The following is a 23,882-nucleotide window of genomic DNA, read 5'->3' as shown; positions in this document are numbered from 1 at the left end:
GGATGTGCGCGAGTGCGCGCGGGCAACAAAATCGTCAGCGCAGCCTTTCAGGCTGCGCGAATAAGCTCTGACGTTGCCGAGGTCGCGAAGCGGCCGAAGAACCGCCCAGGCAGCCGCGAGCGATCGTCGATGACGACGCGCTGGACAGGGGCGAAGCTGGTCGGATCTGGAAACATTCCAGGAATATATAGCAGGCCGAATTGAAATCGCGAGTGGTTTCAATGCGCGGTCAGGGCATGACCCTCATCCAGAGGAGCGCGGGCGGCACCGCATGCGCGGCTTGAGGCCCAACAAAAAAGCGCGGAGCCGAGCCCCGCGCTTTCGAAACTCGCATGGAGCAGCGAGGCTTACTCGTTGACGGCAGCCTTGGCGTGCTCGGTCTTCTCGACGATGCGGGCCGACTTGCCGCGCAGGTTGCGGAGGTAATAGAGCTTGGCGCGACGCACCTTGCCGCGGCGCACCACCTTGATCGAGTCGATCATCGGCGACATCACCGGGAACACGCGCTCCACGCCCTCGCCGTAGGAGATCTTGCGCACGGTGAAGCTCTCGTTGAGGCCACCGCCGGAACGGCCGATGCAGACGCCTTCATAGGCCTGCACGCGGGTGCGGTCGCCTTCGACGACCTTCACGTTGACGATCACGGTGTCGCCGGGACCGAATTCCGGAATGTCCTTGCCGGCGGACAGCTTGTCGAATTGCTCTTGCTCGAGCTGCTTGATCAGGTTCATGGGTAAATCTCCATCGGCGCGCCCAGCCCTGGAAGCGGGGGGCTGCGCAAAATTCGTCTATCCAGCCATTGCGGATTTGGCCGCTCCTATAAGGCAAGCCGGAGCGTTTGTCACCCGTCTGTCTTGTTTTTTGGCGTTTTTTGGCGCCCGGCCCGATTCGCCGGCTTCGGCGGGATCCGGGCCCATAAATCAGGCCGCCGGGCCTCGGTAAGCGCCTCCGATTGCGCCCGCCGCCAGGCTGCGACCTTGGCGTGGTCGCCGGAGGTCAGCACCTCCGGGATCGGAGCTCCCTCGAACAGCTGCGGGCGGGTGTATTGGGGGTATTCCAGCAGGCCCTCGGAGAAGCTTTCCTCGGTTCCCGAGGCCTCCTTGCCCATCACCCCCGGCAGCAGCCGGACGCAGGCGTCGATCAGGGCCAAAGCGGCGATTTCGCCCCCGGACAGCACGTAATCGCCGATCGAGACCTCCTCCAGCCCCCGCTTGTCGATCACCCGCTGGTCCACCCCCTCGAAGCGCCCGCAGACGATCAGCGGGCCGGACCCGCAGGCGAGCTCCTGGACACGGGCCTGGGTCAATGGCCGACCGCGCGGGCTCATCAGCAGGCGTGGCCGTTCGGGTCCTGCCTCCGCCGCATCGATGGCCGCCGCCAGGACATCGGCCCGCAGCACCATGCCCGGGCCGCCGCCGGCCGGGGTGTCGTCGACGCTGCGGTGGCGGTCGGTGGCGGAGGCCCTGATGTCCCGCGCCTCGAGCTGCCAGATCCCGGACGCCAGCGCCCGGCCGGCGAGGCTCACGCCCAGCGGCCCCGGAAACATCTCCGGAAACAGCGTCAGCACGGTTGCGCGCCAGGGTGAGGGATCGGTCATCGGATCTCAGTTCTCGTCATCCCGGACAAGCGCGCCTCAAGCGCGCGCAGATCCGGGATCCATAACCACCGCAGCCAGTTTTGCGATGGCTGGAGCAAACAGCTTAGCGAAAAATGTTGGCCTGTGGTTATGGGTCCCCGCGTTCGCGGGGACGACCCGTGGAGAGAGCTTCGCCCCGCTCCTCGGCCTCGATCTCCTGCGGCAGCGCGATCACCACACGGCCGCCGGCAAGATCGACCTCCGGCACCACCGCGTTCGAGAACGGCAGCAGCATCGTCGCGCCCTTGGGCGGGGCGATCTCGATGATGTCGCCGGCGCCGAAATTGTGGATCGCGAGCACGCGGCCGAGCGCATCGCCCTCCGTGGTAACGGCGGCGAGCCCGATCAGGTCGGTGTGGTAATATTCGTCCTCATCCGTCGCGGGCAGCTTGTCGCGCGCGACGTAGAGCTCGATGCCGTTGAGGCGCTCGGCCTCATCGCGGGTCGTGACGCCCTTGAACGTCGCGACCAGATGATCCTTCGCCTCACGCGCCTGTGCGACTTCGAACTGGCGCTTGCCGTCCTTGGACAGCAGCGGGCCATAGCGCTTCACGGCAAAGGGATCTTCGGTGAAGGTCCACAACTTGATCGCACCGCGCACCCCGTGCGCGGCGCCGATCCGCGCGACGCAAACGAGCTGAGACATCAGCTGGCCTCGTCCTTCGAGACGCCGCTTCGCGGCTCCTCAGGATGAGGAGATAGACCCTCATGCTGAGGAGCACGGCGCAAGCCGTGCGTCTCGAAGCATGAAGGCCCGGCCATCGAAGCGACTTAGCCCTTCGCCGCAGCTTCGGCCTGCGCCTTGCGCTCCTTGCGCGGCACGGCCTTTTCGGGATTGTTGCGGGCTTCGCGCTTCTTGACGCCGGCGGCGTCGAGGAAACGCGCCACGCGGTCCGAGGGCTGCGCGCCCTTGGCGAGCCAGGCCTTCACCTTGTCCATGTCGAGCTTGAGACGGGTCTCGTTGTCCTTCGGCAGCAGCGGGTTGAAATAGCCGAGACGCTCGATGAAGCGGCCATCGCGCGGAAAGCGCGAATCGGCGACGACGACGTGATAGACGGGACGCTTCTTGGTGCCTGCGCGGGCGAGGCGGATAACGACGGACATTCAGTTCTCCTTCAAAGTACGTTTTGTTCGGTTGATTGGTATTTCCGCGTCGCGCGAGACCGGTGCGATCCCGTGCGACGAATTCCTCATTTCTTCTTGCCCGGGAAACCGCCGAGCCCCGGAAGGGTCGGCTTGCCGCTGAGGCCGGTAAGCCCCGGCACATTCGGCAGGCCCGAGCGAAGACCGGGCGGCAGATCCTTCGGCAGGCTGGGCAGGCCCTGGCCGCCGCCAGCCTGCATTTTCTCCTGCATGGCCTTCATCTCTTCCGGAGACGGCATCTTCATGCCGCCGCCAAAGCCCATGGCCTGCGCGATGCCGGCGAGCGGGCCGCGCTTGCCCGAGCCCATGGCCTTCATCACGTCGGCCATGTTCCGGTGCATCTTCAGCAGCTTGTTAACCTGCTCGACGCTCTGGCCGCTGCCGGCGGCGATGCGCTTCTTGCGGCTGGCCTTGAGCAGGTCGGGATGACGGCGCTCGTCGCGCGTCATGGAATCGATGATCGCGACCTGGCGCTTCAGGATCTTGTCGTCGATGCCGGCGGCCGCGATCTGGTTCTTCATCTTGGAGATGCCGGGCATCATGCCCATCAGCCCGCTGATGCCGCCCATGCTCGACATTTGCAGCAGCTGCTCGCGCATGTCGTTGAGGTCAAACTGACCCTTGCGCATGCGCTCGGCGGTGCGCGCGGCCTTCTCGGCGTCGATGTTGGCGGCGGCGCGCTCGACCAGCGAGACCACGTCGCCCATGCCGAGGATGCGGCCGGCGATACGGTCGGGGTGGAAATCCTCCAGCGCGTCGGTCTTTTCGCCGGTGCCGAGCAGCTTGATCGGCTTGCCGGTGACCGCACGCATCGACAGCGCGGCGCCGCCGCGGCCGTCGCCGTCGACGCGTGTGAGCACGATGCCGGTAAGGCCGACGCGCTGGTCGAACGCGCGCGCGAGATTCACGGCGTCCTGGCCGGTGAGGCTGTCCGCGACCAGCAGCACTTCGTGCGGGTTGGCCGCGGCTTTGATCGCCGCCGCTTCCGCCATCATGTCTTCGTCGAGCGTGGTGCGGCCGGCGGTGTCGAGCAGCACGACGTCGTAGCCGCCGAGCTTGCCGGCCTCCAGCGCGCGCTTGGCGATCTGCGGCGGCTGCTGTCCGGCGACGATCGGCAGGGTCGGAATGTCGAGGTCGCGGCCGAGCACGGCGAGCTGCTCCATCGCCGCCGGACGATAGACGTCGAGCGAGGCCATCAGCACCTTGCGCTTGTCGCGCTGGACCAGGCGGCGGGCGAGCTTCGCGGTGGTGGTGGTCTTACCCGAGCCCTGCAGGCCGACCATCATGATCGGCACCGGCGGCACGGAATTGACGTCGATGGTCTGGCCTTCGCTGCCCAGCGTATTGACCAGCTCGTCATGGACGATCTTGACCACCATCTGGCCGGGGGTGACCGACTTGACGACGGTGGCGCCGATCGCCTGCTCGCGGACGCGCTCGGTGAAGCTGCGCACGACCTCGAGCGCGACGTCGGCCTCCAGCAGCGCGCGGCGCACCTCGCGCATCGCGGCGTCGACGTCCTTTTCGGTCAGCGCACCGCGCCCCGTCAGACGATCGAGAATTCCGCCTAGCCGTTCCGACAGATTGTCGAACAATGCCGTTGTCCTTTGTCCTGCTCGCGCAGGGTTGCCGCGTTCACCGCTGTCATGCCCCGGCTTGACCGGGGCATCCAGTATGCCGCGGCTTCTCGATTCTAGCCGAGGGGCCTCGGAATACTGGATCCCCCGCCTTCGCGGGGGATGACCACTCTCCTGGTAAGCAGTCGTCCAAACACCTTTGCGCCCGAGGGCGCACAGCGCTGTCGGGCGTTGACCTCCGGCCTCGAGGGCCGGTCGGCGGGTCGAAAAGAAAGCCTTTCCGAGAAAGTGCCGGGGTTAAACGCCGCTCCCGCCCAAAAGTCAAGGAAAGTTAGGGTGCCGGGGCGGCGCTGCCAGGGCAAGATCCTGAAAAGAGAGCCATTTCGACTGCCGGTTCCTTTTCGCCCGGATCCGCCCATATAGAACTGATGACCCGCCTCCGTTACCACCGCTGAAACCCCCGTGCCGATCACCCGCCGCCGCCTGTTCGGACTGCTTGCCGGGGCCGGCGCCCTGGTCGGTGCTCCCCCGCTCTGGATGTCCCATATGAAGACCTATGACGGCCCGGTCTCCGATCATTTCGACGGCCTCACCTTTTTCGATCCGGACGGAGCCCCGCCGAAATCGCTGCGTGAGGTGCTGCGCTGGCAGTTGGGCGGCAAGCGCCAGCGCGCGACATGGCCGGATTGGGCCCCCAGCCCCCACGCCGACACCCCGCCGGAGCGGGTCGACGGCGACAAGGTGCGGCTCTCCTTCGTCGGCCACGCCAGCTGGCTGATCCAGGCCGGCGGCCTCAACATCCTGGTCGATCCGGTCTGGTCGATGCGGGTGTCGCCGGTCGCCTGGGCCGGGCCGAAGCGGCACAACGATCCCGGCATCGCCTTCGAGAAGCTGCCGCAGATCGACGTCGTGCTGGTCTCGCACGGGCACTACGATCATCTCGACATCGCGACGCTGTCGCGGCTCACCAAGAATTTTGCCCCGCGCGTGGTCACCCCGCTCGGCAACGACGTCACGATGCGCAGCTGGGATCCCAGCATCAAGGTCGAGGCGTTCGACTGGCACGACCGCGTCGAGCTCGGCAGCGGCATCGCCGCGCATCTGGTGCCGACCCGGCACTGGACGGCGCGCGGCATGTTCGATCGCAACAAGGCGCTATGGGCGAGTTTCGTCCTGGAGACGCCGGCCGGGAAAATCTACGTCGTCTGCGATTCCGGCTATGGCGATGGCCGGCATTTTCGCCGCGTCGCCGAGAAGCACGGCAAGCTGCGCCTCGCCATCCTTCCCATCGGCGCCTACGAGCCGCGCTGGTTCATGCGCGACCAGCACATGAACCCGGAGGACGCGGTGAAGGCGCTGGCGGATTGCGGCGCCGAGGCCGCGCTCGGGCATCACCATGGCACGTTCCAGCTGACCGACGAAGCCATCGACGCCCCGGCCAAGGCGCTGGTGGCCGCGCTCGACGCTGCGAAGATCCCGCAGGAGCGGTTCGTGGCGATGCAGCCGGGACAGGTGGTGGAGATTTAGCTGAGATTTCGCGTCATTCTCCGCTGTCGTCCCGGACAAGCGCAGCGCAGATCCGGGACCCATAACCACAGGGAGAAGTTTGGCGAAGATTCGGAGTGACCTGCGTCGCGCGATAACCACTCTCTGTGGTTATGGGTCCCGCCTGCGCGGGGACGACAGTTGTATTCTTCGCCGGCAGCGTGCGTCTTACTGCACCTGCTTGATCGCCCAGCTCACATTCACCGTCACCGACAGCGTCTCCTCGCCCGGCGCGACCGCGGCCTGCGGGGCTGCGGCCATTCGGTCGGCCATCCGCGGCTTGAACAGCGGCACCGGCGCGCCGCCCTCGGACACGCTCAGCGGCGCGCCCAGCGTCACGCCGGTGGCCTTGGCATAGACCTCGGCCTTGCGGCGGGCGTCCGCGACAGCCTGCTCGCGCGCATCGTCGAGCAGCTTCGAGGCCTGCGTCACCTCGAAGGAGATGTTGCCGATGTCGTTGGCGCCGGCGCCGACCAGCGTGTCGATGATGGCCGCGACCTTGGTGATGTCGCGGATCTTCACGGTGACGCGGTTGCTGGCGCGGAAGCCGACCACCGGGGATGCGCCGGTGGATTTGTTCTGGCCGTATTGCGGCTGCAGCGACAGGCGTGAGGTCTGGTAGTCCTTCTCGGCGATGCCGGCGCCCTTCAGCGCCAGCAGCACCTTGCCCATCGCGGCGTTGTTGGCGTCGGAGGCTTCCTTCGCGGTCTTGGCGTCGTTGGCGACGCCGGCGTCGATCTGCGCGAGATCCGGCGCCACGGAGACATTGGCTTCGCCGCTCACCGAAATGGCGGACGGAAAATCATCGGCGAGCGCAGGCATTGCCGGCAGCGCGACGGCAACAACGGCGGCAAGGGACGCGGCAAGGATGGCAGGGTTCTTCATGATTCTCATTTCAGCGGCACGAAAACGTTGATCACCAGCTTGTCTTCAACGGTCTTCAGGGGATCGGTGAGGTATTCCTCGATGAAGGTGTCCTTGGCTTCCAGCCTCTTGTCGTCAAGGTGATTGGTGATCGCCTCGTAGGTGTTGTCCATGTTGTCGTAGGAGCCGCGATGGACGAATTTCAGCACCTTGCCCTCCGGCGATTTGCCGATGCTCATGTCCTTGGGCAAGTTCTTGGGGTCCTGCTCGACCGGGATCTCGGCCAGGAAGGTGAAGCCGGTGTCGTCGGTCGAGGTGTAGACTACCATCGCATTGCCGGCGGCCTTGATAGCCTGCTTGTCCAGGAGCGTGTTCAGCGCCTTGAAAGCGTCGATCAGCGTGTCGAAGGCCGAGTCCCAGTTCGCGGTGCCCTTGACCATCACGACTTTCCTGGCCTCGAGCGTGGTCTCAAGGCCGAACGGGTCGGCGGTCTGCACCGGGGCGGGGGTTGCAGCGGCCGCCGGAGGCGGAGCCGTTGGGCTGGCCGAGGGTGAGGCGCTGGCGGCGGGCGAGGGCGTTGCCGCAGGTGCCGGCGAAGCGCTGGCTGCGGGTGATGGCCCTGCCGCAGGCGCGGGCGATGCGCTCGCGGCCGGGGAGGGGGTCGCCAACGGGGCCGGCGAGGGACTTGCGGAGGCGGCCGGTGCCGGGCTTGACGTTGCCGGGCTTGGCGTTGCGGGGCTTGGGGTTTGCGCCAGAACCTCAGGCAGGCCAAGCAACAAGGCCGCTGCCGGGATCAGCGCGGCCAGAGCAAGACGACGAAACCCGATCATTTCATTCTCCCCAAGACCTTCACCACCAAGACCTTCAAAACCAAGGCCTTAATCACCAAGACCTTGCCCACCAAGGCCTCATCCGGCTCGAGCCCGGCCCCGCATCCCGGCTCGCGGCGAGCGGCGCCGTTCTAACACGCGAGTGCGGAATTCGTCCCATGACAGATGCGTCATGTCGCCGACCGCAAATCACTGGCCAAGCGGGCCAAGGATCGCCATATAAGGCGGGCGAAATTCGGGAATTTTCATGAGCGCGCTGGCCAACCACGCATTTGCCAAGATGAATGGCATCGGCAACGAGATCGTCGTTGTCGACATGCGCGATTCCGCTGGCCGGGTGACGCCGGACGACGCCCGCGCGGTGGCGTCCGCGAACGGCGGCGTGGCTTACGACCAGCTCATGGTACTGCAGAAGCCGCGGCTGGGCGGCACCGAGGCCTTCATCAGCATCTACAACAATGACGGCTCGGAGGCCGGCGCCTGTGGCAACGGCATGCGTTGCGTGGTCCGCCGCATCTTCGAGAAGACCGGGCAGACCAGTGCGACGTTCGAGACCGCTGCGGGCCTGCTCAACGCCTGGCAGGGTCCGTCGCCCGATCTCTACACCGTGGACATGGGTGCGCCGAAGTTCGGCTGGCAGGACATTCCGCTGGCGGAAGAGTTCCGCGACACCCGCTACATCGAATTGCAGATCGGGCCGATCGACAATCCGATCCTGCATTCGCCCTCCGTGGTCAGCATGGGCAATCCGCACGCAATCTTCTGGGTCGACGACGTCGACGGCTACGATCTCGCCCGCTTCGGCCCCCTGCTCGAAAACCATCCGATCTTTCCGGAGCGCGCCAACATCACGCTCGCCCATATCGTCGATGACAAGCACATCACGATCCGCACCTGGGAGCGCGGCGCCGGCCTGACCAGGGCCTGCGGCTCGGCGGCCTGCGCCACCGCGGTCGCCGCGGCCCGCCTGAAGCGTGCCGAGCGCAATGTCGAGATCACGCTGCCCGGCGGCAAGCTCGGCATCGAATGGCGCGAGCGCGACGACCACGTGCTGATGACGGGCACCGCGACCTTCGAATATGAGGGCAAGTTCGATCCGGCGCTGTTCGCGCCGGTCGCCTGATGGCCGTCGACATCGTCACCTTCGGCTGCCGCCTCAACGCCTTCGAGGCCGAGGTGATGCGCCGCGAAGCCGAAGCTGCCGGACTCGAGGACACCATCGTCATCAACAGTTGCGCGGTCACCAACGAGGCGGTGGCGCAGGCGCGGCAATCGATCCGCAAATTGAAGCGCGAACGGCCCGGTGCGCGCATCGTCGTGACCGGCTGCGCGGCACAGACGCAAGCGGCGATGTTCGCCGACATGGCCGAGGTCGATCGCGTCCTCGGCAATGACGACAAGATGCGCGCGTCTGCGTGGCAGGAGACGCGCAGCGCGTTGGACCTCGGCGCCCGCGAGAAGATTGCCGTCAGCGACATCATGGCTGTCAGGGAGATGGCGCCGCATCTCGTCGACGGCTATGCGGGCGGCCTGCCGCGCGTGTTCGTGCAGGTGCAGAACGGCTGCGACCATCGCTGCACCTTCTGCATCATTCCCTATGGCCGCGGCAATTCGCGCTCGGTGCCGATGGGCGCGGTGGTCGAGCAGGTGCGGGCGCTGGCGATACGCGGCCATGCCGAGATCGTGCTGACCGGCGTCGACCTCACCAGCTACGGCGCCGACCTGCCGGGCGCGCCCAAGCTCGGCCTGCTGACGAAGCAGATTTTGCGGCACGTGCCGGAGCTGAAGCGCCTGCGCATTTCCTCGATCGATTCGATCGAGGCGGATGACGATCTGCTCGATGCCATCGCCGAGGACGCGCGGCTGATGCCCCATTTGCACCTGTCGCTGCAATCCGGCGACGACATGATCCTGAAGCGCATGAAGCGGCGGCATTCGCGGCAGGACGCGATCGCGTTCTGCGACCAGGTCCGCCGCCTGCGCCCCGACGTCGTGTTCGGCGCCGACATCATCGCGGGCTTCCCGACCGAGACGGAAGAGATGTTCTCGCGTTCGTTCGATCTCGTCGAGGCATGCGGCCTGACATTCCTGCACGTCTTCCCCTATTCGCCCCGCCCGGGCACGCCGGCCGCAAGGATGCCGCAGGTGGCGGGGCCGGCGATCAAGGAGCGTGCGAAACGGCTGCGCGCGGCAGGCGAAGCGGCGCTGCGCAAGCGGCTGCAAGCGGAGGTGGGAAAGACGCGGCAGGTGCTGATCGAGAGCGAGGCGCAGGGCCGCACCGAGCACTATCTGCCGGTAGCGATTGCAGGCGAGCCGGTGGGCAGCGTTGTGCCGCGCAGGATCGCTGCCAGCGATGGCGAGCGGCTCACCACGTAATCGGGAAGTTACGCCGCGCTCCATCCTCGACGTCGTCTCTGCGCACGCAGGGACGACACCGAGGGTACAGATGGGCCGTGCCTCGGAGCGCCGCTACGAAGCCCTGACCTGCCAGAACCGCAGCGTCCGCTTGGCATCCTCCGCCGTTATCCGCGCATAATGCGCTTGCGCTCGCGCGAGGTCCGCGGGCTTCATCGCGCCGGTGGCGAAGCGACTTTCGAGCACGGCGATGGCGGTTTCCCAGCTGAGCTGAGCGGCCTTGCACGGCACCAGGAGCCCGTCGTCGCGCAGGCTCTGCATCAGCGGACGAATCACCTCGACGGTCGATCCGGACAAGGCGGCCAGGGCGGCGGCGGTCTCCTCGTAACGCCGCTGCCTGGCGAAGCCGAGCAGCGTTGCCTCGTTGAGCTGGCCGGTGGCTTTGAGCATCGCAATCGCGCGTTTGGCGCCCTCGAAATCGCGAACACCCGACATCTCGCGCTCGACGCCGACGGCGATGGCCGCGATCGCGCTCTGGATCTCCTCGAACAGATGCGGCGGCGCGCGCGACAACAGGCGGGCGCGCACGGCATCGGTGGCCGAGCACAGCAATCGGCGGCGCAGCTCCGAGGGCAGGTCGACGCGGACGCCGACGCTGACGGCAAGCTCGGGATCCGCCTCGGCTTGGGCGACCATGAGCGCGAATCCGCTCCCGGAGACGCGCGCGCCGGGATTGGCGGCGATCCTGCGGCTGACGCTGGGATAGCGGCGCGCCAGCAGCGCGTCGGTGACGACCTCCTTCAGCCACCAGCGGCCGGCAATCGCGAGCAGATGCGGCTCGCCCTTGGCTGATGCGATCTTCACCAGCTCGCCGTCGTCGAGGCGGGCGGATTCCTGCAGCACGGGACCGGCGATGCGGATCTCGTCGTTGCTGGCGAGGCGGCGGATCACGGAGGGCGGCGCCTGCGCGACCGGCGCCAGCTGCGCGCTGATCTCGGCGAGGGCGATGCGTGCGCCCATGTCGGCGAGCGCGCGCAGCTCGATGGTGCCGATCAGGCGATCGAGTACGTCGTCGAACAGCGCAATCTGCTCATCGTCGAAACTGCCAGCGGAAGTGAGGAACAGGTCGGTGACCCTGCGGGCCGTTGCCAGGCCCTTCTCCGGCGAGCCGGCGCGAATCGCGGATTCGACCTCGTCGATGATCGATAGCCCGGCCGTGGACATGACGCGTTGCTCGTCCTGAGCGAATTGACGGAAGCTTGTTCTAAGCAACCGCGATCATGAGGGACGAGGACTGAAGGTTTCGTAAACCATGGGGCGGTAGCTGAGCGCGACGCTCCTTCCGACCACCGCTCCTCATCCTGAGGAGCCCGCGACAAGCGGGCGTCTCGAAGGATGGCGGCAACGATCGGGCCCTTCATGGTTCGAGACGGCCGCTACGCGGCCTCCTCACCATGAGGGTCGGACCCCTATTCCCCGTTCCAGCCGCAAGCCCTCAGCTTCTCGTGCATATGCGCCGGCGCCGGCGCCACGACGCGGACCGGCTCCTTGTTCCGGGAGATCGGCACCACGATCTCGCGGGAATGCAGGTGCAGCTTCGGCTCGCCGAAGCGCGGGCCGTTGCCGTAAATGTTGTCGCCGAAGATCGGCCAGCCGGTGGCCGACGAATGCACCCGCAATTGATGGGTCCGTCCCGTCACCGGTTCCATGGCGAGCCAGGTGAAACCGTCGCCGCGGCCCATCACTTTCCAATTCGTGACGGCCTTCTGGCCTTCCGGATCGGGCTTCTGCCACCAACCGCGCTCGGCATTGAGCCGTCCCAGCGGCATGTCGATGGTGCCTTCGTCGTCAGTGGGGCCGCCCTCGACCACGGTCCAGTAGGTCTTGCCAATCTTGCCGTGCTTGAACAACAGGCCGAGCGAGGCGGTTGCCTTGCGATGGCGGCCCAGCACGAGGCAGCCGGAGGTGTCCTTGTCCAGCCGGTGGGCCAGCACCGGCGGCCGCGGCAGGCCGAAGCGCAGCGCGTCGAAGGAATCCTCCAGATTGGGACCGCCCTTGGGGCCGCGATGCACCGGCAGGCCGGCCGGCTTGTCGATGACCAGCATCAGGCCGTCGCGATGGAGTACGCGCGACAAAATCTCCTCGGCGGTCAATTGGGGAACATCGAGCAATTGCAAGACTTTCGTTTGGAAGCGGGAACGGCTAACACGCCTCCATGAACGATACCACCTCCGAGACCCCCAAGCTGAGCTGGTGGCGCCGCCTGTCAAACGGGCTCAAGCGCACCTCGTCCTCGCTCGGGACCGCGGTCGCCGACCTCGTCACCAAGCGCAAGCTCGACCGCGCCATGCTCGACGACATCGAGGACGTGCTGCTGCGCGCCGATCTCGGCACCTCCGTCGCAGTGCGCATTGCGGATGCGGTCGGCACCGGCCGCTACGACAAGGCGATCTCGGCGGACGAGGTCAAGGACGTCGTCGCCACCGAGGTCGAGAAGGTGCTGGCGCCGGTGGCAAAGCCGCTCGAGATCGATGCGGCCAGGAAGCCTTTCGTCATCCTCGTGGTCGGCGTCAACGGCTCCGGCAAGACCACCACGATCGGCAAGCTCTCGCAAAAATTCGCCTCCGAAGGCCGCAAGGTGATGCTCGCCGCCGGCGACACGTTTCGCGCGGCGGCGATCGAGCAGCTCAAGGTCTGGGGTGAGCGGACCAGGACGCCCGTCATCGCGGGCGCGCAAGGCTCGGATTCCGCAAGCCTCGCCTTCAACGCGCTGACGGCGGCGAAGGAGCAGAACATCGACGTGCTGCTGATCGACACCGCCGGGCGTCTGCAGAACAAGGCCGAGCTGATGAACGAGCTCGAAAAGGTCGTGCGCGTCATCCGCAAGGTGGATGACACTGCGCCGCATGCCGTGCTGCTGGTGCTGGACGCCACCGTCGGCCAGAATGCGCTGTCGCAGGTCGAGGCGTTCCATCGCACCGCCGGGGTCACCGGCCTCGTGATGACCAAGCTCGACGGCACCGCGCGTGGCGGCATCCTGGTGGCGCTCGCCGAGAAGTTCAAGCTGCCGGTGCATTTCATCGGCGTCGGCGAAGGCGTCGACGATCTCGCGCCCTTCACCGCGCGCGATTTCGCCCGCGCCATTGCCGGAATCGAATAGCTTCATCCTTCGAGACGCCGCTTGCGCGGCTCCTCAGGATGAGGTCGTGCCACACAGGAGGTCCTCACCCTGAGGAGACCGCGAGGCGGTCGTCTCGAAGGGCGAGAGAGACGGAAAGAGAATGGACAAGACCCAGCCGCATCCGCTGTTCAAGCTGGCGACCGAGCTCGGTCCGCTGCTCGTGTTCTTCTTCGTCAACGCGAAGTTCAACCTGTTCGCCGCGACCGGGGCCTTCATGGTGGCGATCGCAATCGCGATGGTCGCGTCCTACGTGGTGACGCGCCACATCCCGATCATGGCGATCGTGACGGGCGTGATCGTGCTGGTGTTCGGCACGCTCACCCTGGTGCTGCACGACGAGACCTTCATCAAGCTCAAGCCGACCATCATCTACGGCCTGTTCGCGGCGATCCTCGGCGGCGGCCTGTTGTTCGGCCGTTCCTTCATCGCCGTGATGTTCGACCAGGTGTTCAACCTGACGCCGCAGGGCTGGCGCATCCTCACGCTGCGCTGGGCGCTGTTCTTCGCCGGCATGGCGGTTCTGAACGAGATCATCTGGCGCACCCAGAGCACGGACTTCTGGGTGAACTTCAAGGTGTTCGGCGTCACCCCGCTGACCATGATCTTCGCCATCGCCCAGATGCCGCTGACCAAGCGCTACCACCTCGAGCCGGTGTCGCTGGAGAGGAGCGAGGCCGAGGCGGGGGACATCAGCAAGGGCTGACGGTCCCGTGTCCCGGACGCGCGAAGCGCGAGCCGGAACCCAGTCTCTTTCCAAACGTGACGTCGTGGTGACATGGGCCCTGGCTCTGCAGCGCATCGATGAAGGATCGCTGCGCTGCGTCCGGGGCACGAGATGGCTTACGAGCCGGCGTTCAACGCCTTCTCCATCTGCGGCATCAGCACCGTCCGCAGATTGTCCGGCGTGATCGGGCCGACCAGCTTGTAGACGATGGTGCCCTCGCGGCCGACGACGAATGTCTCCGGCACGCCGTAGACGCCCCATTCGATCGAGGCGCGGCCGTTGGCGTCGACGCCGACACGACTGAACGGGTTGCCGTAGCGGCCGAGGAAGCGGCGCGCGTTGTCGGCGGCGTCCTTGTAATTGATGCCGACCAGCTGGAAGCGCTTGTCCTTGGCGAGCTCGGTCAGCAGCGGCGCCTCGTCGTGGCACGGTACGCACCAGGACGCCCAGACATTGACGAGGCTGACCTTGCCCTTGAACGCGGCGGGATCGAGGCCCGGCACCTGCGCGCCGTTGTCCTGCAATCCCGCGAGCTCAGGCAAAATGGTCTGCGGCGCCGGACGGCCGATCAGCGCCGAAGGAATCCGTGAGATATCGCCGCTGCCGAGCCGGAACCAGAACAGCAGCGCAAGCCCGATGAAGGCGATCAGCGGCAGCACCATCAGGAAGGTGCGGCGCTGCGGCGCCGCGGAGGCGGGTTGATCGCTCATCGCAGGTCCGTCGCGCTGCTGCCGGACCGGCGCGTGATGCCGCGCTCCTCCAGCTCGCGCAGGCGCTGGGTCTGATTGCGATAGTCGAGCGCAATCCAGCCGATCAGGATCGCGACCACGAATGCCGCCGCCGCATAGGACGTCACGATGAAGGATGCATAGGGACCGAGCGACATCATCATGCGGCCCCGACTTCGTTCGCATTTTGCCCGCGCGAGCCGGCGCCCATCTCGCTCGAGAACGCGACGCGGCTCGCCTGCATCATCTGCAGCGAGCGGACCCGGCGGCGCAGGATCTCGTTGCGCATCGCCGCCAGATGCAGCGTCACGAACAGCAGCGTGAAGGCGATCGCCATCACCAGGAGCGGAATCAGGAACGATTTGTCGAGGGCCGATCCGCCCATGCGCATCACAGAGGCCGGCTGGTGCAGCGTGTTCCACCAGTCGACGGAGAATTTGATGATCGGCAGATTGAGCGCGCCGACCAGGGTCAGCACCGCGGCGGCGCGTGCCGCGCGCGAGGGATCGTCGACCGCGCGCCACAGCGCCATCAGGCCGAGATACATCAGGAACAGGATCAGCACCGAGGTCAGCCGCGCATCCCATTCCCAATAGGTGCCCCACATCGGCCGGCCCCACAGCGATCCCGTGAGCAGCGCCAGGAAGGTGAAGGCGGCGCCGATCGGCGCGGCCGCCTTGGCGGCGACGTCGGCGAGCGGATGCCGCCACACCAGCGTGCCCAGCGAGGCGATGCTCATGACGCCCCAGACGAACATCGACAGCCAGGCATTGGGCACGTGGATGAACATGATCTTCACCGTCGCGCCCTGCTGGTAGTCGTCGGGCGCGAGCGCGGCTTGATAGAGACCGATCGCGAGCAGGACGACGGTCGCGGCCGCGAGCCACGGCAGGACCCGCGCTGTCAGCGCGAGGAACCGCGTGGGGTTGGCGAGGTCGATCAGTGACATGGTACCCTGATAATCATCGATGGCCGCTCAGGCAATCAGCACGAAAGCGCGCGGTGAAAGTTGATCCGGGTCAAGGCCGGTCGCGTGCATCTCAATCGAGCCCGTGCCGCAAGCTCGCTGCGGCTGCGAAGGGGCCGATCACGAGGCTGACCAGCGACAGCGCGCACAGGATCGAGAACGGCGCGCCGAACGTCATCGGGCCGACGATCACGGCCTGCGAGGCCGCAACCCCGAAAATCAGCACCGGAATCGACAGCGGCAGCACCAGCACCGCCATCAGCAGGCCGCCGCGGTGCAGCGTGACCGCCAGCGCCGCGCCGATCATGCCGGTGAAGGTCAGCGCCGGGGTGCCTGCCAGCAGCGTCAGCGCCACCGCCCCGGTCGCGACCATGTCGAGGTTGAGCAGCAGGCCGAGCACGGGGGTTGCGACAATCAGCGGCAGGCCCGCCGCCAGCCAATGCGCCAGCGCCTTGGCGGCGCAGGCGAGTTCCAGCGGGGTCCGGCTCATCGTGATCAGGTCGAGCGAGCCATCCTCGTGGTCGGCCATGAACAGCCGGTCCAGGGTCAGCAGGCTCGCCAGCAGCGCGCCGAGCCAGAGGATGGCCGGCCCCAGCCGCGACAGCAGCGCCAGATCGGGCCCGACCGCGAACGGCATCAGCACCACCACGGTCAGGAAGAACAGCACCCCGATCAGCGCCCCGCCACCGACGCGGAGCGCGATCCGGATGTCCCGGTGGATGAGGGCGGACAGGGCGATCATGGGGTGGCTCCGGCGCGCCCCAGGGGCGGTGCGCTCCCTCCCCCGCTTGCGGGGGAGGGCTGGGGAGAGGGTGTCTCGACGACGAAGGCTCCCCCAGAGGAGAGAGGCGAGGGAACGGCGAGGCCGGTGCCTAGCCGCTCGGAAAGCTGAGGGTGCAGGGGAATCACGCCGCACCCCCGATCCGCAGCTCCCGGGATTCGATCCCGAGCGGGGCATGGGTCGCCGCGACGATGAGGCCGCCGCGCGCGAGGTGCTCGCGCATCAGGCCGCCAAACATGTCCTGGCCGGCAACGTCCAGCGCATTGGTGGGCTCGTCCAGCAGCCAGACCGGGCGGCGGACGGTCAGCAGGCGCGCCAGCGACAGCCGGCGGCGCTGGCCCGCCGAGAGGAAGCCCGCAGGCAGATGGGTGGCATGGTCGAGCCCGACGGTGGCGAGGGTCGCGGCGGCGTCACCGCGCTCGCCGCCCAGGAAATCAGCCCAAAAGGTCAGGTTCTCCGCCACGCTGAGGGCCGGCTTCAAGGCATCGCGATGGCCGAGATAATGGCACTGCTCGGGCAGCGTCAGCTCGGCATCGCCGCCTGCGAGCGCGATCTGGCCGCCCGCCGGCACCAGCAGGCCCGCGATCAGCCGCAGCAGCGAGGTCTTGCCCGAGCCGTTGCGGCCGACCACCGCCACGGCCTCGCCGGAGACCGCGGCGAAATCGAGCCCGGCAAACACCTGGCGGCCGCCCCGCACGCAGGCAACTCCCTGTCCGGAGAGCCGCATCTCGCCTCGTTTCAATTCACTCAAAGCCGGGCCTCAGGAAAACTTGGGGTAGCGCATGGGAATTTTTGGCTCGCGATTGCTGCGGCACGATTGTGGCTGTGGCGGTGCGGTTAGAAAGCTTCTATAAGCCCGGAACTACTTGATGCAGCAACTCAACCTGCCCCTGCAAGCGGCCCAGCCTGATACGCTGACGGTGTTAAGATACCCTGCCGGGTATAGCTAACAATTGGGATTCCTACATGACCTCGCTCGACAGCTTCAAATGCAAAAAGACCCTCAAGGTCGGCGCCAAGACCTACGTCTATTACAGCCTGCCCACGGCCGAGAAGAATGGTCTGAAGGGAATTTCCAAACTCCCCTATTCGATGAAGGTGCTGCTCGAGAACCTGCTGCGCAACGAGGACGGCCGTTCGGTCAAGAAAGAGGACATCGTCGCCGTCTCCAAATGGCTACGCAAGAAGTCGCTGGAGCATGAGATCGCGTTCCGTCCGGCGCGCGTGCTGATGCAGGACTTCACCGGCGTGCCGGCGGTGGTCGACCTCGCCGCGATGCGCAACGCGATGCAGAAGCTCGGCGGCGATGCCGAGAAGATCAATCCCCTGGTGCCGGTCGACCTCGTCATCGACCACTCCGTGATCGTGAACTTCTTCGGCGACAACAAGGCCTTCGGCAAGAACGTCACCGAGGAATACAAGCAGAACCAGGAGCGCTACGAGTTCCTGAAGTGGGGCCAGAAGGCGTTCTCGAACTTCTCCGTCGTGCCGCCCGGCACCGGCATCTGCCACCAGGTCAACCTGGAATACCTGGCCCAGACGGTCTGGACCAAGAAGGAGAAGATGACGGTCGGCAAGAAGACCGGCACCTTCGAGGTCGCCTATCCCGATTCGCTGGTCGGCACCGACTCCCACACCACCATGGTCAACGGTCTGGCCGTGCTCGGCTGGGGCGTCGGCGGCATCGAGGCGGAAGCCTGCATGCTCGGCCAGCCGCTGTCGATGCTGCTGCCCAACGTCGTCGGCTTCAAGCTGAAGGGCGCGCTGAAGGAAGGCGTCACCGCGACCGACCTCGTGCTGACCGTGACGCAGATGCTGCGCAAGCTCGGCGTGGTCGGCAAGTTCGTCGAGTTCTTCGGCCCCGGTCTCGACCACCTCTCCGTTGCCGACAAGGCCACCATCGCCAACATGGCCCCCGAATACGGCGCGACCTGCGGCTTCTTCCCTGTGGACGCCGCCGCGCTCGACTATCTCAAGACCTCCGGCCGTGCCTCGGCGCGCGTTGCGCTGGTGCAGGCCTATGCCAAGGCGCAGGGCCTGTTCCGCACCGCCAAGTCGCCCGATCCGGTGTTCACGGAAACGCTGACCCTCGACCTCGGCGACGTCGTGCCGTCGATGGCCGGCCCGAAGCGCCCGGAAGGCCGCATCGCGCTGCCGACCGTCGCGGAGGGCTTCTCGCTTGCGCTCGGCAGCGAGTACAAGAAGGCCGAGGAGCCCACCAAGCGCTTCCCGGTCGAAGGCAAGAACTTCGACATCGGCCATGGCGACGTCGTGATCGCCGCGATCACCTCCTGCACCAACACCTCGAATCCGAGCGTCCTGATCGGCGCCGGCCTGCTGGCGCGCAACGCCGCGGCGAAGGGCCTCAAGGCCAAGCCGTGGGTGAAGACCTCGCTCGCCCCGGGCAGCCAGGTGGTCGCCGAATATCTCGCCAATTCCGGCCTGCAGCCCTATCTCGACAAGGTCGGCTTCAATCTGGTCGGCTTCGGCTGCACCACCTGCATCGGCAATTCCGGTCCGCTGCCTGAAGAGATCTCGAAATCGATCAACGACAACGGTGTGGTCGCGGCCGCCGTGCTCTCCGGCAACCGCAACTTCGAAGGCCGCGTCTCGCCGGACGTGCAGGCGAACTACCTGGCCTCGCCGCCGCTGGTCGTTGCCTACGCGCTCGCCGGCAGCGTCACCAAGAACCTCGCCACCGAGCCGCTCGGCGAGGGCAAGGACGGCAAGCCGGTCTACCTGAAGGACATCTGGCCGACGACCAAGGAGATCAACGCCTTCATGAAGAAGTTCGTGACCGCGTCGATCTTCAAGAAGAAGTACGCCGACGTGTTCAAGGGCGACACCAACTGGCGCAAGATCAAGACGGTCGAGAGCGAGACCTATCGCTGGAACATGTCTTCGACCTACGTGCAGAACCCGCCCTATTTTGACGGCATGAAGAAGGAGCCGGAGCCGGTCACCGATATCGTCGAGGCGCGCATCCTCGCCATGTTCGGCGACAAGATCACCACCGACCACATTTCGCCGGCCGGTTCGATCAAGCTCACCTCGCCCGCGGGCAAGTATCTCAGCGAGCACCAGGTGCGTCCCGCCGACTTCAACCAGTACGGCACGCGCCGCGGCAACCACGAAGTGATGATGCGTGGCACCTTCGCCAACATCCGCATCAAGAACTTCATGCTGAAGGGCGCCGACGGCAACATTCCGGAAGGCGGCCTCACCAAGCACTGGCCCGACGGCGAGCAGATGTCGATCTATGACGCCGCAATGAAGTACCAGGAAGAGAAGGTGCCGCTGGTGGTGTTCGCCGGTGCCGAATACGGCAACGGCTCCTCGCGCGACTGGGCGGCCAAGGGCACGCGTCTGCTTGGCGTGCGCGCCGTGATCTGCCAGAGCTTCGAGCGCATCCATCGCTCCAACCTCGTCGGTATGGGCGTGCTGCCGCTGACCTTCGAGGAAGGCACCTCCTGGTCCTCGCTCGGCCTGAAGGGCGACGAGAAGGTCACGCTGCGCGGCCTCGTCGGCGACCTCAAGCCGCGCCAGAAGCTGACCGCGGAGATCGTCTCCGGCGACGGCTCGTTGCAGCGCGTTTCGCTGCTCTGCCGCATCGATACGCTGGACGAGCTCGACTACTACCGCAACGGCGGTATCCTGCACTACGTGCTGCGCAAGCTCGCGGCGTAAGCGCGGATTTGTGAACAATGGCTCACTGCGAAGTGAGTAGAAGCCCAAACGAAGGCGGCCTATCACAAGGCCGCCTTCGCGCGTTTGCGGCACGCTTCGAATCGGCCCGCCCGGCGAAAAGCTTCGCATCGGACGGACTGCCGTGCCCGTAAGACTACGGTGACCATCAGGCGATAGAATCCTTCCCTATGAGTGACGGTGTGTGACGTTCGACATGACAGCAATGACGGCTTCTCATCTTTCGCGTTGGTCTGGTGCGCTGTGGTCGGGAGCTCTCGGCATCTGTGCCATCGTCGCCGTCATCCGGCCCGCCGAGGCTGAACCCCGTGCCGTCGTCGAACTGTTCACCTCGCAGGGCTGCTCGTCCTGCCCGCCCGCCGACCAGATCATCGGCGATCTTTCGAAAGACCCGTCGATCATCGCGCTGAGCATGCCGATCGATTATTGGGACTATCTGGGCTGGAAGGACACGCTGGCTGATTCGCGTTTCTCGGCGCGGCAGCGTGCCTATTCGCGCGTGCGTGGCGACCGCGAGGTCTACACCCCGCAGGTCGTGGTCAACGGCTCCACCCATGTCGTCGGCAACGATCGTGCCGGCATCGAGAATGCGATCGGCAAGGCCACCAAGGGTACGGGCGTGATGAGCGTGCCGGTGACCATGTCGCTCGCGGGCAAGCAGATCAACGTCTCGGTCGCCGCGAGCAACGAGCCGGCCGTCTCGCGCGGCGAGGTCTGGATCTGCTCGATCGCCAAGTCGGTGCCGATCGCGATCACCCGCGGCGAGAATCGCGGGCAGCAGGTCACCTATCACAACGTGGTGCGCAACCTGCTCAAGGTCGGCGACTGGACCGGGCGTCCGGAAAGCTGGACGGTGCCGATCGAGAACCTCACGCGCGACGGCGTCGATGGCGCTGTGGTCTACGTCCAGGACGGCAGCCGCGAACGACCGGGCCCGATGCTGGGCGCGGCGTACACGTCGCTGCATTGAAGAGCGCGCTTCGAATCCTTTGAGTCGAACATACTCTCAACCCTCATGGTGAGGAGCGCGCCCTTGCGCGCGTCTCGAACCATGCAAGGCCCCCGCCGGTGCAGCTCGGGCCTTTCATCTTCGAGACGCCGCGCAAGTGCGCGGCCCTCAGGATGAGGCGAGAGAGTCTTGCCTCGGATGCTTGGAGAGACGGTCGCACGTCGCCAGCAACATCCCGGCACAAACAAAAAAGGACCAACTTGCGTTGGCCCTCCTTGTGGCGCGTACAGACCCGATCCTGTTCGACCCCGGGGGGCTGGGGGCTGAGGAATCCGGAACCGAAAGGACCGGGTCAACGCACGTGAATCTTCTCGCAGTGCAGGGCGGCAGTCGCTAGGCGGAAAAGCGGCGATACTATGATTCCTGCTAACGATCCCGTGACGGTTTGCCGCGACAGAGTTCCACCTTTGCGTGTGGGAGGAGTGCCGGCTGATTCGACCGGTTGAAAGCAGACACCGGGTTCCATCAAGGGCCCTTGCGGCGAACAACGGTTGGCGCAATCATACCCTTGTCATGATCCGGTTCCGGGGACGGTTCGCGGACCGGGGTTCAAGCCGTGCGATGAGGAGGCTCTCCATGAGTCTGATGTCGGAGGATGCCGATCCGAGCGAGCAGCGCGCGGCGGCGCGCTCCGCCGCCGTGAATGCGCAACAGAGCAGGGTGACGTTCAACCGGCTCGAGCTGAACCGTATCCTCAATCTCTACGGCCGCATGGTCGCCGACGGCGAGTGGCGCGACTATGCCATCGACTTCCTGAAGGACCGCGCCGTTTTCTCGGTCTATCGCCGCGCCTCGGAAGTGCCGATCTATCGTATCGAGAAGGATCCGCGCCTGGCGCGCAAGCAGGGCATGTACAGCGTGATTTCGGCGACCGGCCTGATCCTGCGCCGCGGCCACGAGCTGGAGCGCGTGCTGCTGGTGATCGATCGGAAGCTGGCGGTGGTGTAGACGGACGAGCGGTGCCGTAGGGTGGGCAAAGGCGCAAAGCGCCGTGCCCACGTCCTGTCTCGATCGCCGCAGATCGTGGGCACGCTTCCGCCTTCGCTCTTCGAGCTACGGCGGACAAGCCGCTTTGCCCATCCTCCGGGACCGCTTATTTCGTTGGCACCGTTCTCGCGCCCTCGCCGAGGTCGCGCTGCATCATCACCGTGTCCAGCCAGCGGCCGAATTTCAGCCCGACATTGGGATGCGTGCCGATCATCCTGAAGCCGCCCCTGGTGTGCAGGCCGATCGAGCCGGCATTGGCGGAATCGCCGATCACCGCGATCATCTGGCGAAAGCCGCGCGCCTCGCATTCGGCAACCAGCCGCTCGAGCAGCAACGAGCCGATGCCGCGGCGGTGGAAAGATGGATCGAGATAGATCGAGTTCTCGACCGTGAAGCGATAGGCGGGCCGCGGCCGGTAGGCGCCGGCATAGGCGTAGCCGGCCACGCGTCCCTCGAGGATGGCGACGAAATAGGGATAGCCACCGTCGATCAGCGTGCGGTAGCGGCGCGTCATCTCCGCGAGGTCGGGCGGCTCCAGCTCGAATGTCGCGGTGCCCTCGCGGACGGCCTGCTGGTAGATGGCGGTGATGGCGGGAAGGTCGGCCTCTAGCGTGGGCCTGATTTCGGGTGCGGACATGGCGTGAAGATAGCAGGGACGTAGCGATGAGCAACGCTGTTCCCGCATACGTCATGGCCGGGCTTGTCCCGGCCATCCACGTTCTTCCGCGCCTTCGACTGCCGAGGTCGTGGATGCCCGGGACGAGCCCGGGCATGACGAGAAGTTCATGACTCACCCAAACAAAAACCCCGGCCTCGCGGCCGGGGTTCGTGTCGTTCGCTCTGGTCCGTCGCCTACTCGCGCTGGCCGAGCAGCTGCAGCAGCAGCGTGAACAGGTTGATGAAGTTCAGGTACAGCGACAGTGCGCCGGTGATGGCCGCGCGCTCTGCGATGTCACCGCCGGCCGAGGCATAGCCGTAGATGTAGTCGTTCTTCAGCCGCTGGGTATCCCAGGCGGTGAGGCCCGAGAACACCAGCACGCCGACCACCGACACGATGAACTGCAGCATCGAGCTGGCCAGGAACAGGTTCACCAGGCTGGCGAGAACGATACCGATCAGGCCCATGAACAGGAACGAGCCCATGCCGGTGAGGTCACGCTTGGTGGTGTAGCCATAGAGGCTCAGGGCACCGAAGGTGGCCGCGGTGATGAAGAACACCCGCACGATCGAGGTGTGCGTGAACACCAGGAAGATCGACGACAGCGAGATGCCCATCAGCGCCGAGAACACCCAGAACAGGATCTGGGCGGTCGAGGGAGCCAGACGGTTGATGCCCGCCGAGATCACGAACACCATCGCCAGCGGCGCGAGCATGAACAGCCACTTCAGGGGGCTGACGAACATCGCGTAGCCGAACGGCGTCAGGAACAGCTTGCCGACGCGCACCGCGTCCGGCGTCGCGACGTCGGTCACGGCAGCCATGTAGACGCCGAGCGCGGCAAGGCCGGTGATGGCCAGGCCGATGGTCATGTAGTTGTAGATGCGCAGCATGTAGGCGCGCAGGCCGGCATCGACCGTCGCGGCGTCAACACGCCCGGCGGCCCTGCCGAAAGGAGAAGCGTAGTTACGGTCTAGGTCCGACATGGTCGAATTCCCGTTGGTTGGTCCGGTCCGGCACGAGGGTCGCCATGCCGCCGGTTCGTCAAATTCTATCTCGGATACCGACGCCAGCCGGCTAAATTTTGGCTAACGATCCGGACTCCGAACCCATTCGATATGTGGGAAACTAACACATCCGCTGCAACCTTCCACGCGCGGCTGAATGTCGCCCTTGGCGGCAATCCTGACGC

25 protein-coding genes are annotated in these 23,882 nt (G+C 66.1%); 9 read left to right on the top strand and 16 right to left on the bottom strand.

Features of this window, described 5'->3' with window-relative positions; all coding sequences use genetic code 11:
• Positions 1-347: 347 nt before the first annotated feature.
• The 5 genes from rplS to ffh form a co-directional block, all read right to left on the bottom strand.
• Complete coding sequence (rplS, locus tag WI560_RS31650; protein WP_028133304.1) at positions 348-731, bottom strand: 50S ribosomal protein L19; 384 nt, start codon at positions 729-731, stop codon at positions 348-350.
• Positions 732-841: 110 nt separating this feature from the next.
• Complete coding sequence (gene trmD, locus WI560_RS31645) at positions 842-1,597, bottom strand: tRNA (guanosine(37)-N1)-methyltransferase TrmD (protein WP_375306293.1); 756 nt, start codon at positions 1,595-1,597, stop codon at positions 842-844.
• Positions 1,598-1,724: 127 nt separating this feature from the next.
• A complete protein-coding gene (rimM, locus tag WI560_RS31640; RefSeq protein WP_375306292.1) occupies positions 1,725-2,282 on the bottom strand; it encodes a ribosome maturation factor RimM in 558 nt (185 codons plus the stop codon).
• A gap of 125 nt (positions 2,283-2,407) precedes the next feature.
• A complete protein-coding gene (rpsP, locus tag WI560_RS31635; protein ID WP_008133080.1) occupies positions 2,408-2,740 on the bottom strand; it encodes a 30S ribosomal protein S16 in 333 nt (110 codons plus the stop codon).
• Positions 2,741-2,826: 86 nt separating this feature from the next.
• On the bottom strand, positions 2,827-4,374 hold the full coding sequence (ffh, locus tag WI560_RS31630; RefSeq protein ID WP_375306291.1) for a signal recognition particle protein: 1,548 nt from the start codon (positions 4,372-4,374) through the stop codon (positions 2,827-2,829).
• Between the two features lie 444 nt (positions 4,375-4,818).
• Between ffh and WI560_RS31625 the strand changes: the two genes are divergently transcribed.
• Positions 4,819-5,883, top strand: a complete 1,065-nt coding sequence (locus tag WI560_RS31625) for an MBL fold metallo-hydrolase (RefSeq protein ID WP_375306290.1) — start codon at positions 4,819-4,821, stop codon at positions 5,881-5,883.
• A gap of 186 nt (positions 5,884-6,069) precedes the next feature.
• On the opposite strand, the gene WI560_RS31620 is transcribed toward WI560_RS31625, so the two are convergent.
• Both WI560_RS31620 and WI560_RS31615 read right to left on the bottom strand, forming a co-directional pair.
• The gene (locus WI560_RS31620; protein ID WP_375306289.1) at positions 6,070-6,795 is read right to left on the bottom strand and encodes an SIMPL domain-containing protein; all 726 of its coding nucleotides are present in this window, start codon (positions 6,793-6,795) and stop codon (positions 6,070-6,072) included.
• A complete protein-coding gene (locus WI560_RS31615) occupies positions 6,792-7,595 on the bottom strand; it encodes a GyrI-like domain-containing protein (RefSeq protein ID WP_375306288.1) in 804 nt (267 codons plus the stop codon). The genes WI560_RS31620 and WI560_RS31615 overlap by 4 nt, the downstream gene beginning before the upstream one ends.
• On the opposite strand from WI560_RS31615, the gene WI560_RS31610 reads away from it, so the two are divergent.
• The 3 genes from WI560_RS31610 (at position 7,512) to mtaB (ending at position 9,971) form a co-directional block, all read left to right on the top strand.
• A complete protein-coding gene (locus WI560_RS31610; RefSeq protein ID WP_375308977.1) occupies positions 7,512-7,730 on the top strand; it encodes a hypothetical protein in 219 nt (72 codons plus the stop codon). The two genes, WI560_RS31615 and WI560_RS31610, sit on opposite strands and share 84 nt — an antisense overlap.
• A gap of 112 nt (positions 7,731-7,842) precedes the next feature.
• Positions 7,843-8,718 carry a diaminopimelate epimerase gene (dapF, locus tag WI560_RS31605; protein WP_375306287.1) on the top strand — a complete coding sequence of 292 codons (876 nt, stop codon included), beginning with the start codon at positions 7,843-7,845 and terminating at the stop codon, positions 8,716-8,718.
• The gene (gene mtaB, locus WI560_RS31600; protein ID WP_375306286.1) at positions 8,718-9,971 is read left to right on the top strand and encodes a tRNA (N(6)-L-threonylcarbamoyladenosine(37)-C(2))-methylthiotransferase MtaB; all 1,254 of its coding nucleotides are present in this window, start codon (positions 8,718-8,720) and stop codon (positions 9,969-9,971) included. Before dapF ends, mtaB begins: the two co-directional genes overlap by 1 nt.
• 93 nt (positions 9,972-10,064) lie before the next feature.
• On the opposite strand, the gene WI560_RS31595 is transcribed toward mtaB, so the two are convergent.
• Positions 10,065-11,174, bottom strand: coding sequence for a DUF2336 domain-containing protein (locus tag WI560_RS31595; protein ID WP_375306285.1), 1,110 nt, complete (start codon positions 11,172-11,174; stop codon positions 10,065-10,067).
• Between the two features lie 245 nt (positions 11,175-11,419).
• Entirely contained in the window at positions 11,420-12,121 is a 702-nt protein-coding gene (locus tag WI560_RS31590; RefSeq protein ID WP_375306284.1) for an RluA family pseudouridine synthase, read from the bottom strand.
• A 44-nt stretch (positions 12,122-12,165) separates the two neighbouring features.
• On the opposite strand from WI560_RS31590, the gene ftsY reads away from it, so the two are divergent.
• Both ftsY and WI560_RS31580 read left to right on the top strand, forming a co-directional pair.
• On the top strand, positions 12,166-13,110 hold the full coding sequence (gene ftsY, locus WI560_RS31585) for a signal recognition particle-docking protein FtsY (protein WP_375306283.1): 945 nt from the start codon (positions 12,166-12,168) through the stop codon (positions 13,108-13,110).
• A 121-nt stretch (positions 13,111-13,231) separates the two neighbouring features.
• Positions 13,232-13,834 carry a septation protein A gene (locus WI560_RS31580; protein WP_257178888.1) on the top strand — a complete coding sequence of 201 codons (603 nt, stop codon included), beginning with the start codon at positions 13,232-13,234 and terminating at the stop codon, positions 13,832-13,834.
• 137 nt (positions 13,835-13,971) lie between these two features.
• Here the strand turns inward: WI560_RS31580 and WI560_RS31575 are convergent, their stop codons facing one another.
• The 5 genes from WI560_RS31575 to ccmA form a co-directional block, all read right to left on the bottom strand.
• A complete protein-coding gene (locus tag WI560_RS31575; RefSeq protein WP_375306282.1) occupies positions 13,972-14,565 on the bottom strand; it encodes a DsbE family thiol:disulfide interchange protein in 594 nt (197 codons plus the stop codon).
• Entirely contained in the window at positions 14,562-14,747 is a 186-nt protein-coding gene (gene ccmD, locus WI560_RS31570; RefSeq protein WP_375306281.1) for a heme exporter protein CcmD, read from the bottom strand. The genes WI560_RS31575 and ccmD overlap by 4 nt, the downstream gene beginning before the upstream one ends.
• Complete coding sequence (locus WI560_RS31565) at positions 14,744-15,532, bottom strand: heme ABC transporter permease (RefSeq protein ID WP_028133289.1); 789 nt, start codon at positions 15,530-15,532, stop codon at positions 14,744-14,746. The genes ccmD and WI560_RS31565 overlap by 4 nt, the downstream gene beginning before the upstream one ends.
• Before the next feature lie 91 nt (positions 15,533-15,623).
• The gene (ccmB, locus tag WI560_RS31560) at positions 15,624-16,292 is read right to left on the bottom strand and encodes a heme exporter protein CcmB (RefSeq protein WP_375306280.1); all 669 of its coding nucleotides are present in this window, start codon (positions 16,290-16,292) and stop codon (positions 15,624-15,626) included.
• A 163-nt stretch (positions 16,293-16,455) separates the two neighbouring features.
• Complete coding sequence (gene ccmA, locus WI560_RS31555) at positions 16,456-17,058, bottom strand: heme ABC exporter ATP-binding protein CcmA (protein ID WP_257197051.1); 603 nt, start codon at positions 17,056-17,058, stop codon at positions 16,456-16,458.
• A 239-nt stretch (positions 17,059-17,297) separates the two neighbouring features.
• On the opposite strand from ccmA, the gene acnA reads away from it, so the two are divergent.
• From acnA to WI560_RS31540, 3 genes are all read left to right on the top strand, one after another.
• Positions 17,298-20,018 (top strand): aconitate hydratase AcnA, encoded by a 2,721-nt coding sequence (acnA, locus tag WI560_RS31550; protein ID WP_028133286.1) that lies wholly within the window; start codon positions 17,298-17,300, stop codon positions 20,016-20,018.
• Between the two features lie 214 nt (positions 20,019-20,232).
• Complete coding sequence (locus tag WI560_RS31545) at positions 20,233-21,006, top strand: DUF1223 domain-containing protein (RefSeq protein ID WP_375306279.1); 774 nt, start codon at positions 20,233-20,235, stop codon at positions 21,004-21,006.
• Positions 21,007-21,621: 615 nt separating this feature from the next.
• Entirely contained in the window at positions 21,622-21,993 is a 372-nt protein-coding gene (locus tag WI560_RS31540; RefSeq protein WP_375306278.1) for a DUF2794 domain-containing protein, read from the top strand.
• A gap of 145 nt (positions 21,994-22,138) precedes the next feature.
• Here the strand turns inward: WI560_RS31540 and WI560_RS31535 are convergent, their stop codons facing one another.
• Together WI560_RS31535 and WI560_RS31530 are read right to left on the bottom strand one after the other, a co-directional pair.
• The gene (locus tag WI560_RS31535; protein WP_375306277.1) at positions 22,139-22,669 is read right to left on the bottom strand and encodes a GNAT family N-acetyltransferase; all 531 of its coding nucleotides are present in this window, start codon (positions 22,667-22,669) and stop codon (positions 22,139-22,141) included.
• A gap of 215 nt (positions 22,670-22,884) precedes the next feature.
• Entirely contained in the window at positions 22,885-23,676 is a 792-nt protein-coding gene (locus WI560_RS31530; RefSeq protein WP_257178879.1) for a Bax inhibitor-1/YccA family protein, read from the bottom strand.
• Between the last annotated feature and the right edge of the window lie 206 nt (positions 23,677-23,882).

This window comes from Bradyrhizobium sp. A11 (assembly GCF_042077125.1).
GTDB lineage: Bacteria > Pseudomonadota > Alphaproteobacteria > Rhizobiales > Xanthobacteraceae > Bradyrhizobium > Bradyrhizobium japonicum_B.
This window is presented reverse-complemented; position numbering and strand designations above follow the sequence as displayed.

Coding starts and splice junctions, on each gene's coding strand:
- WI560_RS31535 (WP_375306277.1), bottom strand. CDS start 22,669: ATGTCCGCACCCGAAATCAGGCCCACGCTAGAGGCCGACCTTCCCGCC.
- WI560_RS31620 (WP_375306289.1), bottom strand. CDS start 6,795: ATGAGAATCATGAAGAACCCTGCCATCCTTGCCGCGTCCCTTGCCGCC.
- WI560_RS31565 (WP_028133289.1), bottom strand. CDS start 15,532: ATGTCACTGATCGACCTCGCCAACCCCACGCGGTTCCTCGCGCTGACA.
- WI560_RS31530 (WP_257178879.1), bottom strand. CDS start 23,676: ATGTCGGACCTAGACCGTAACTACGCTTCTCCTTTCGGCAGGGCCGCC.
- trmD (WP_375306293.1), bottom strand. CDS start 1,597: ATGACCGATCCCTCACCCTGGCGCGCAACCGTGCTGACGCTGTTTCCG.
- rimM (WP_375306292.1), bottom strand. CDS start 2,282: ATGTCTCAGCTCGTTTGCGTCGCGCGGATCGGCGCCGCGCACGGGGTG.
- ccmB (WP_375306280.1), bottom strand. CDS start 16,292: ATGATCGCCCTGTCCGCCCTCATCCACCGGGACATCCGGATCGCGCTC.
- mtaB (WP_375306286.1), top strand. CDS start 8,718: ATGGCCGTCGACATCGTCACCTTCGGCTGCCGCCTCAACGCCTTCGAG.
- acnA (WP_028133286.1), top strand. CDS start 17,298: ATGACCTCGCTCGACAGCTTCAAATGCAAAAAGACCCTCAAGGTCGGC.
- ccmD (WP_375306281.1), bottom strand. CDS start 14,747: ATGATGATGTCGCTCGGTCCCTATGCATCCTTCATCGTGACGTCCTAT.
- WI560_RS31580 (WP_257178888.1), top strand. CDS start 13,232: ATGGACAAGACCCAGCCGCATCCGCTGTTCAAGCTGGCGACCGAGCTC.
- WI560_RS31540 (WP_375306278.1), top strand. CDS start 21,622: ATGAGTCTGATGTCGGAGGATGCCGATCCGAGCGAGCAGCGCGCGGCG.
- WI560_RS31545 (WP_375306279.1), top strand. CDS start 20,233: ATGACAGCAATGACGGCTTCTCATCTTTCGCGTTGGTCTGGTGCGCTG.
- rpsP (WP_008133080.1), bottom strand. CDS start 2,740: ATGTCCGTCGTTATCCGCCTCGCCCGCGCAGGCACCAAGAAGCGTCCC.
- WI560_RS31575 (WP_375306282.1), bottom strand. CDS start 14,565: ATGAGCGATCAACCCGCCTCCGCGGCGCCGCAGCGCCGCACCTTCCTG.
- WI560_RS31615 (WP_375306288.1), bottom strand. CDS start 7,595: ATGATCGGGTTTCGTCGTCTTGCTCTGGCCGCGCTGATCCCGGCAGCG.
- rplS (WP_028133304.1), bottom strand. CDS start 731: ATGAACCTGATCAAGCAGCTCGAGCAAGAGCAATTCGACAAGCTGTCC.
- ccmA (WP_257197051.1), bottom strand. CDS start 17,058: ATGCGGCTCTCCGGACAGGGAGTTGCCTGCGTGCGGGGCGGCCGCCAG.
- ftsY (WP_375306283.1), top strand. CDS start 12,166: ATGAACGATACCACCTCCGAGACCCCCAAGCTGAGCTGGTGGCGCCGC.
- dapF (WP_375306287.1), top strand. CDS start 7,843: ATGAGCGCGCTGGCCAACCACGCATTTGCCAAGATGAATGGCATCGGC.
- WI560_RS31595 (WP_375306285.1), bottom strand. CDS start 11,174: ATGTCCACGGCCGGGCTATCGATCATCGACGAGGTCGAATCCGCGATT.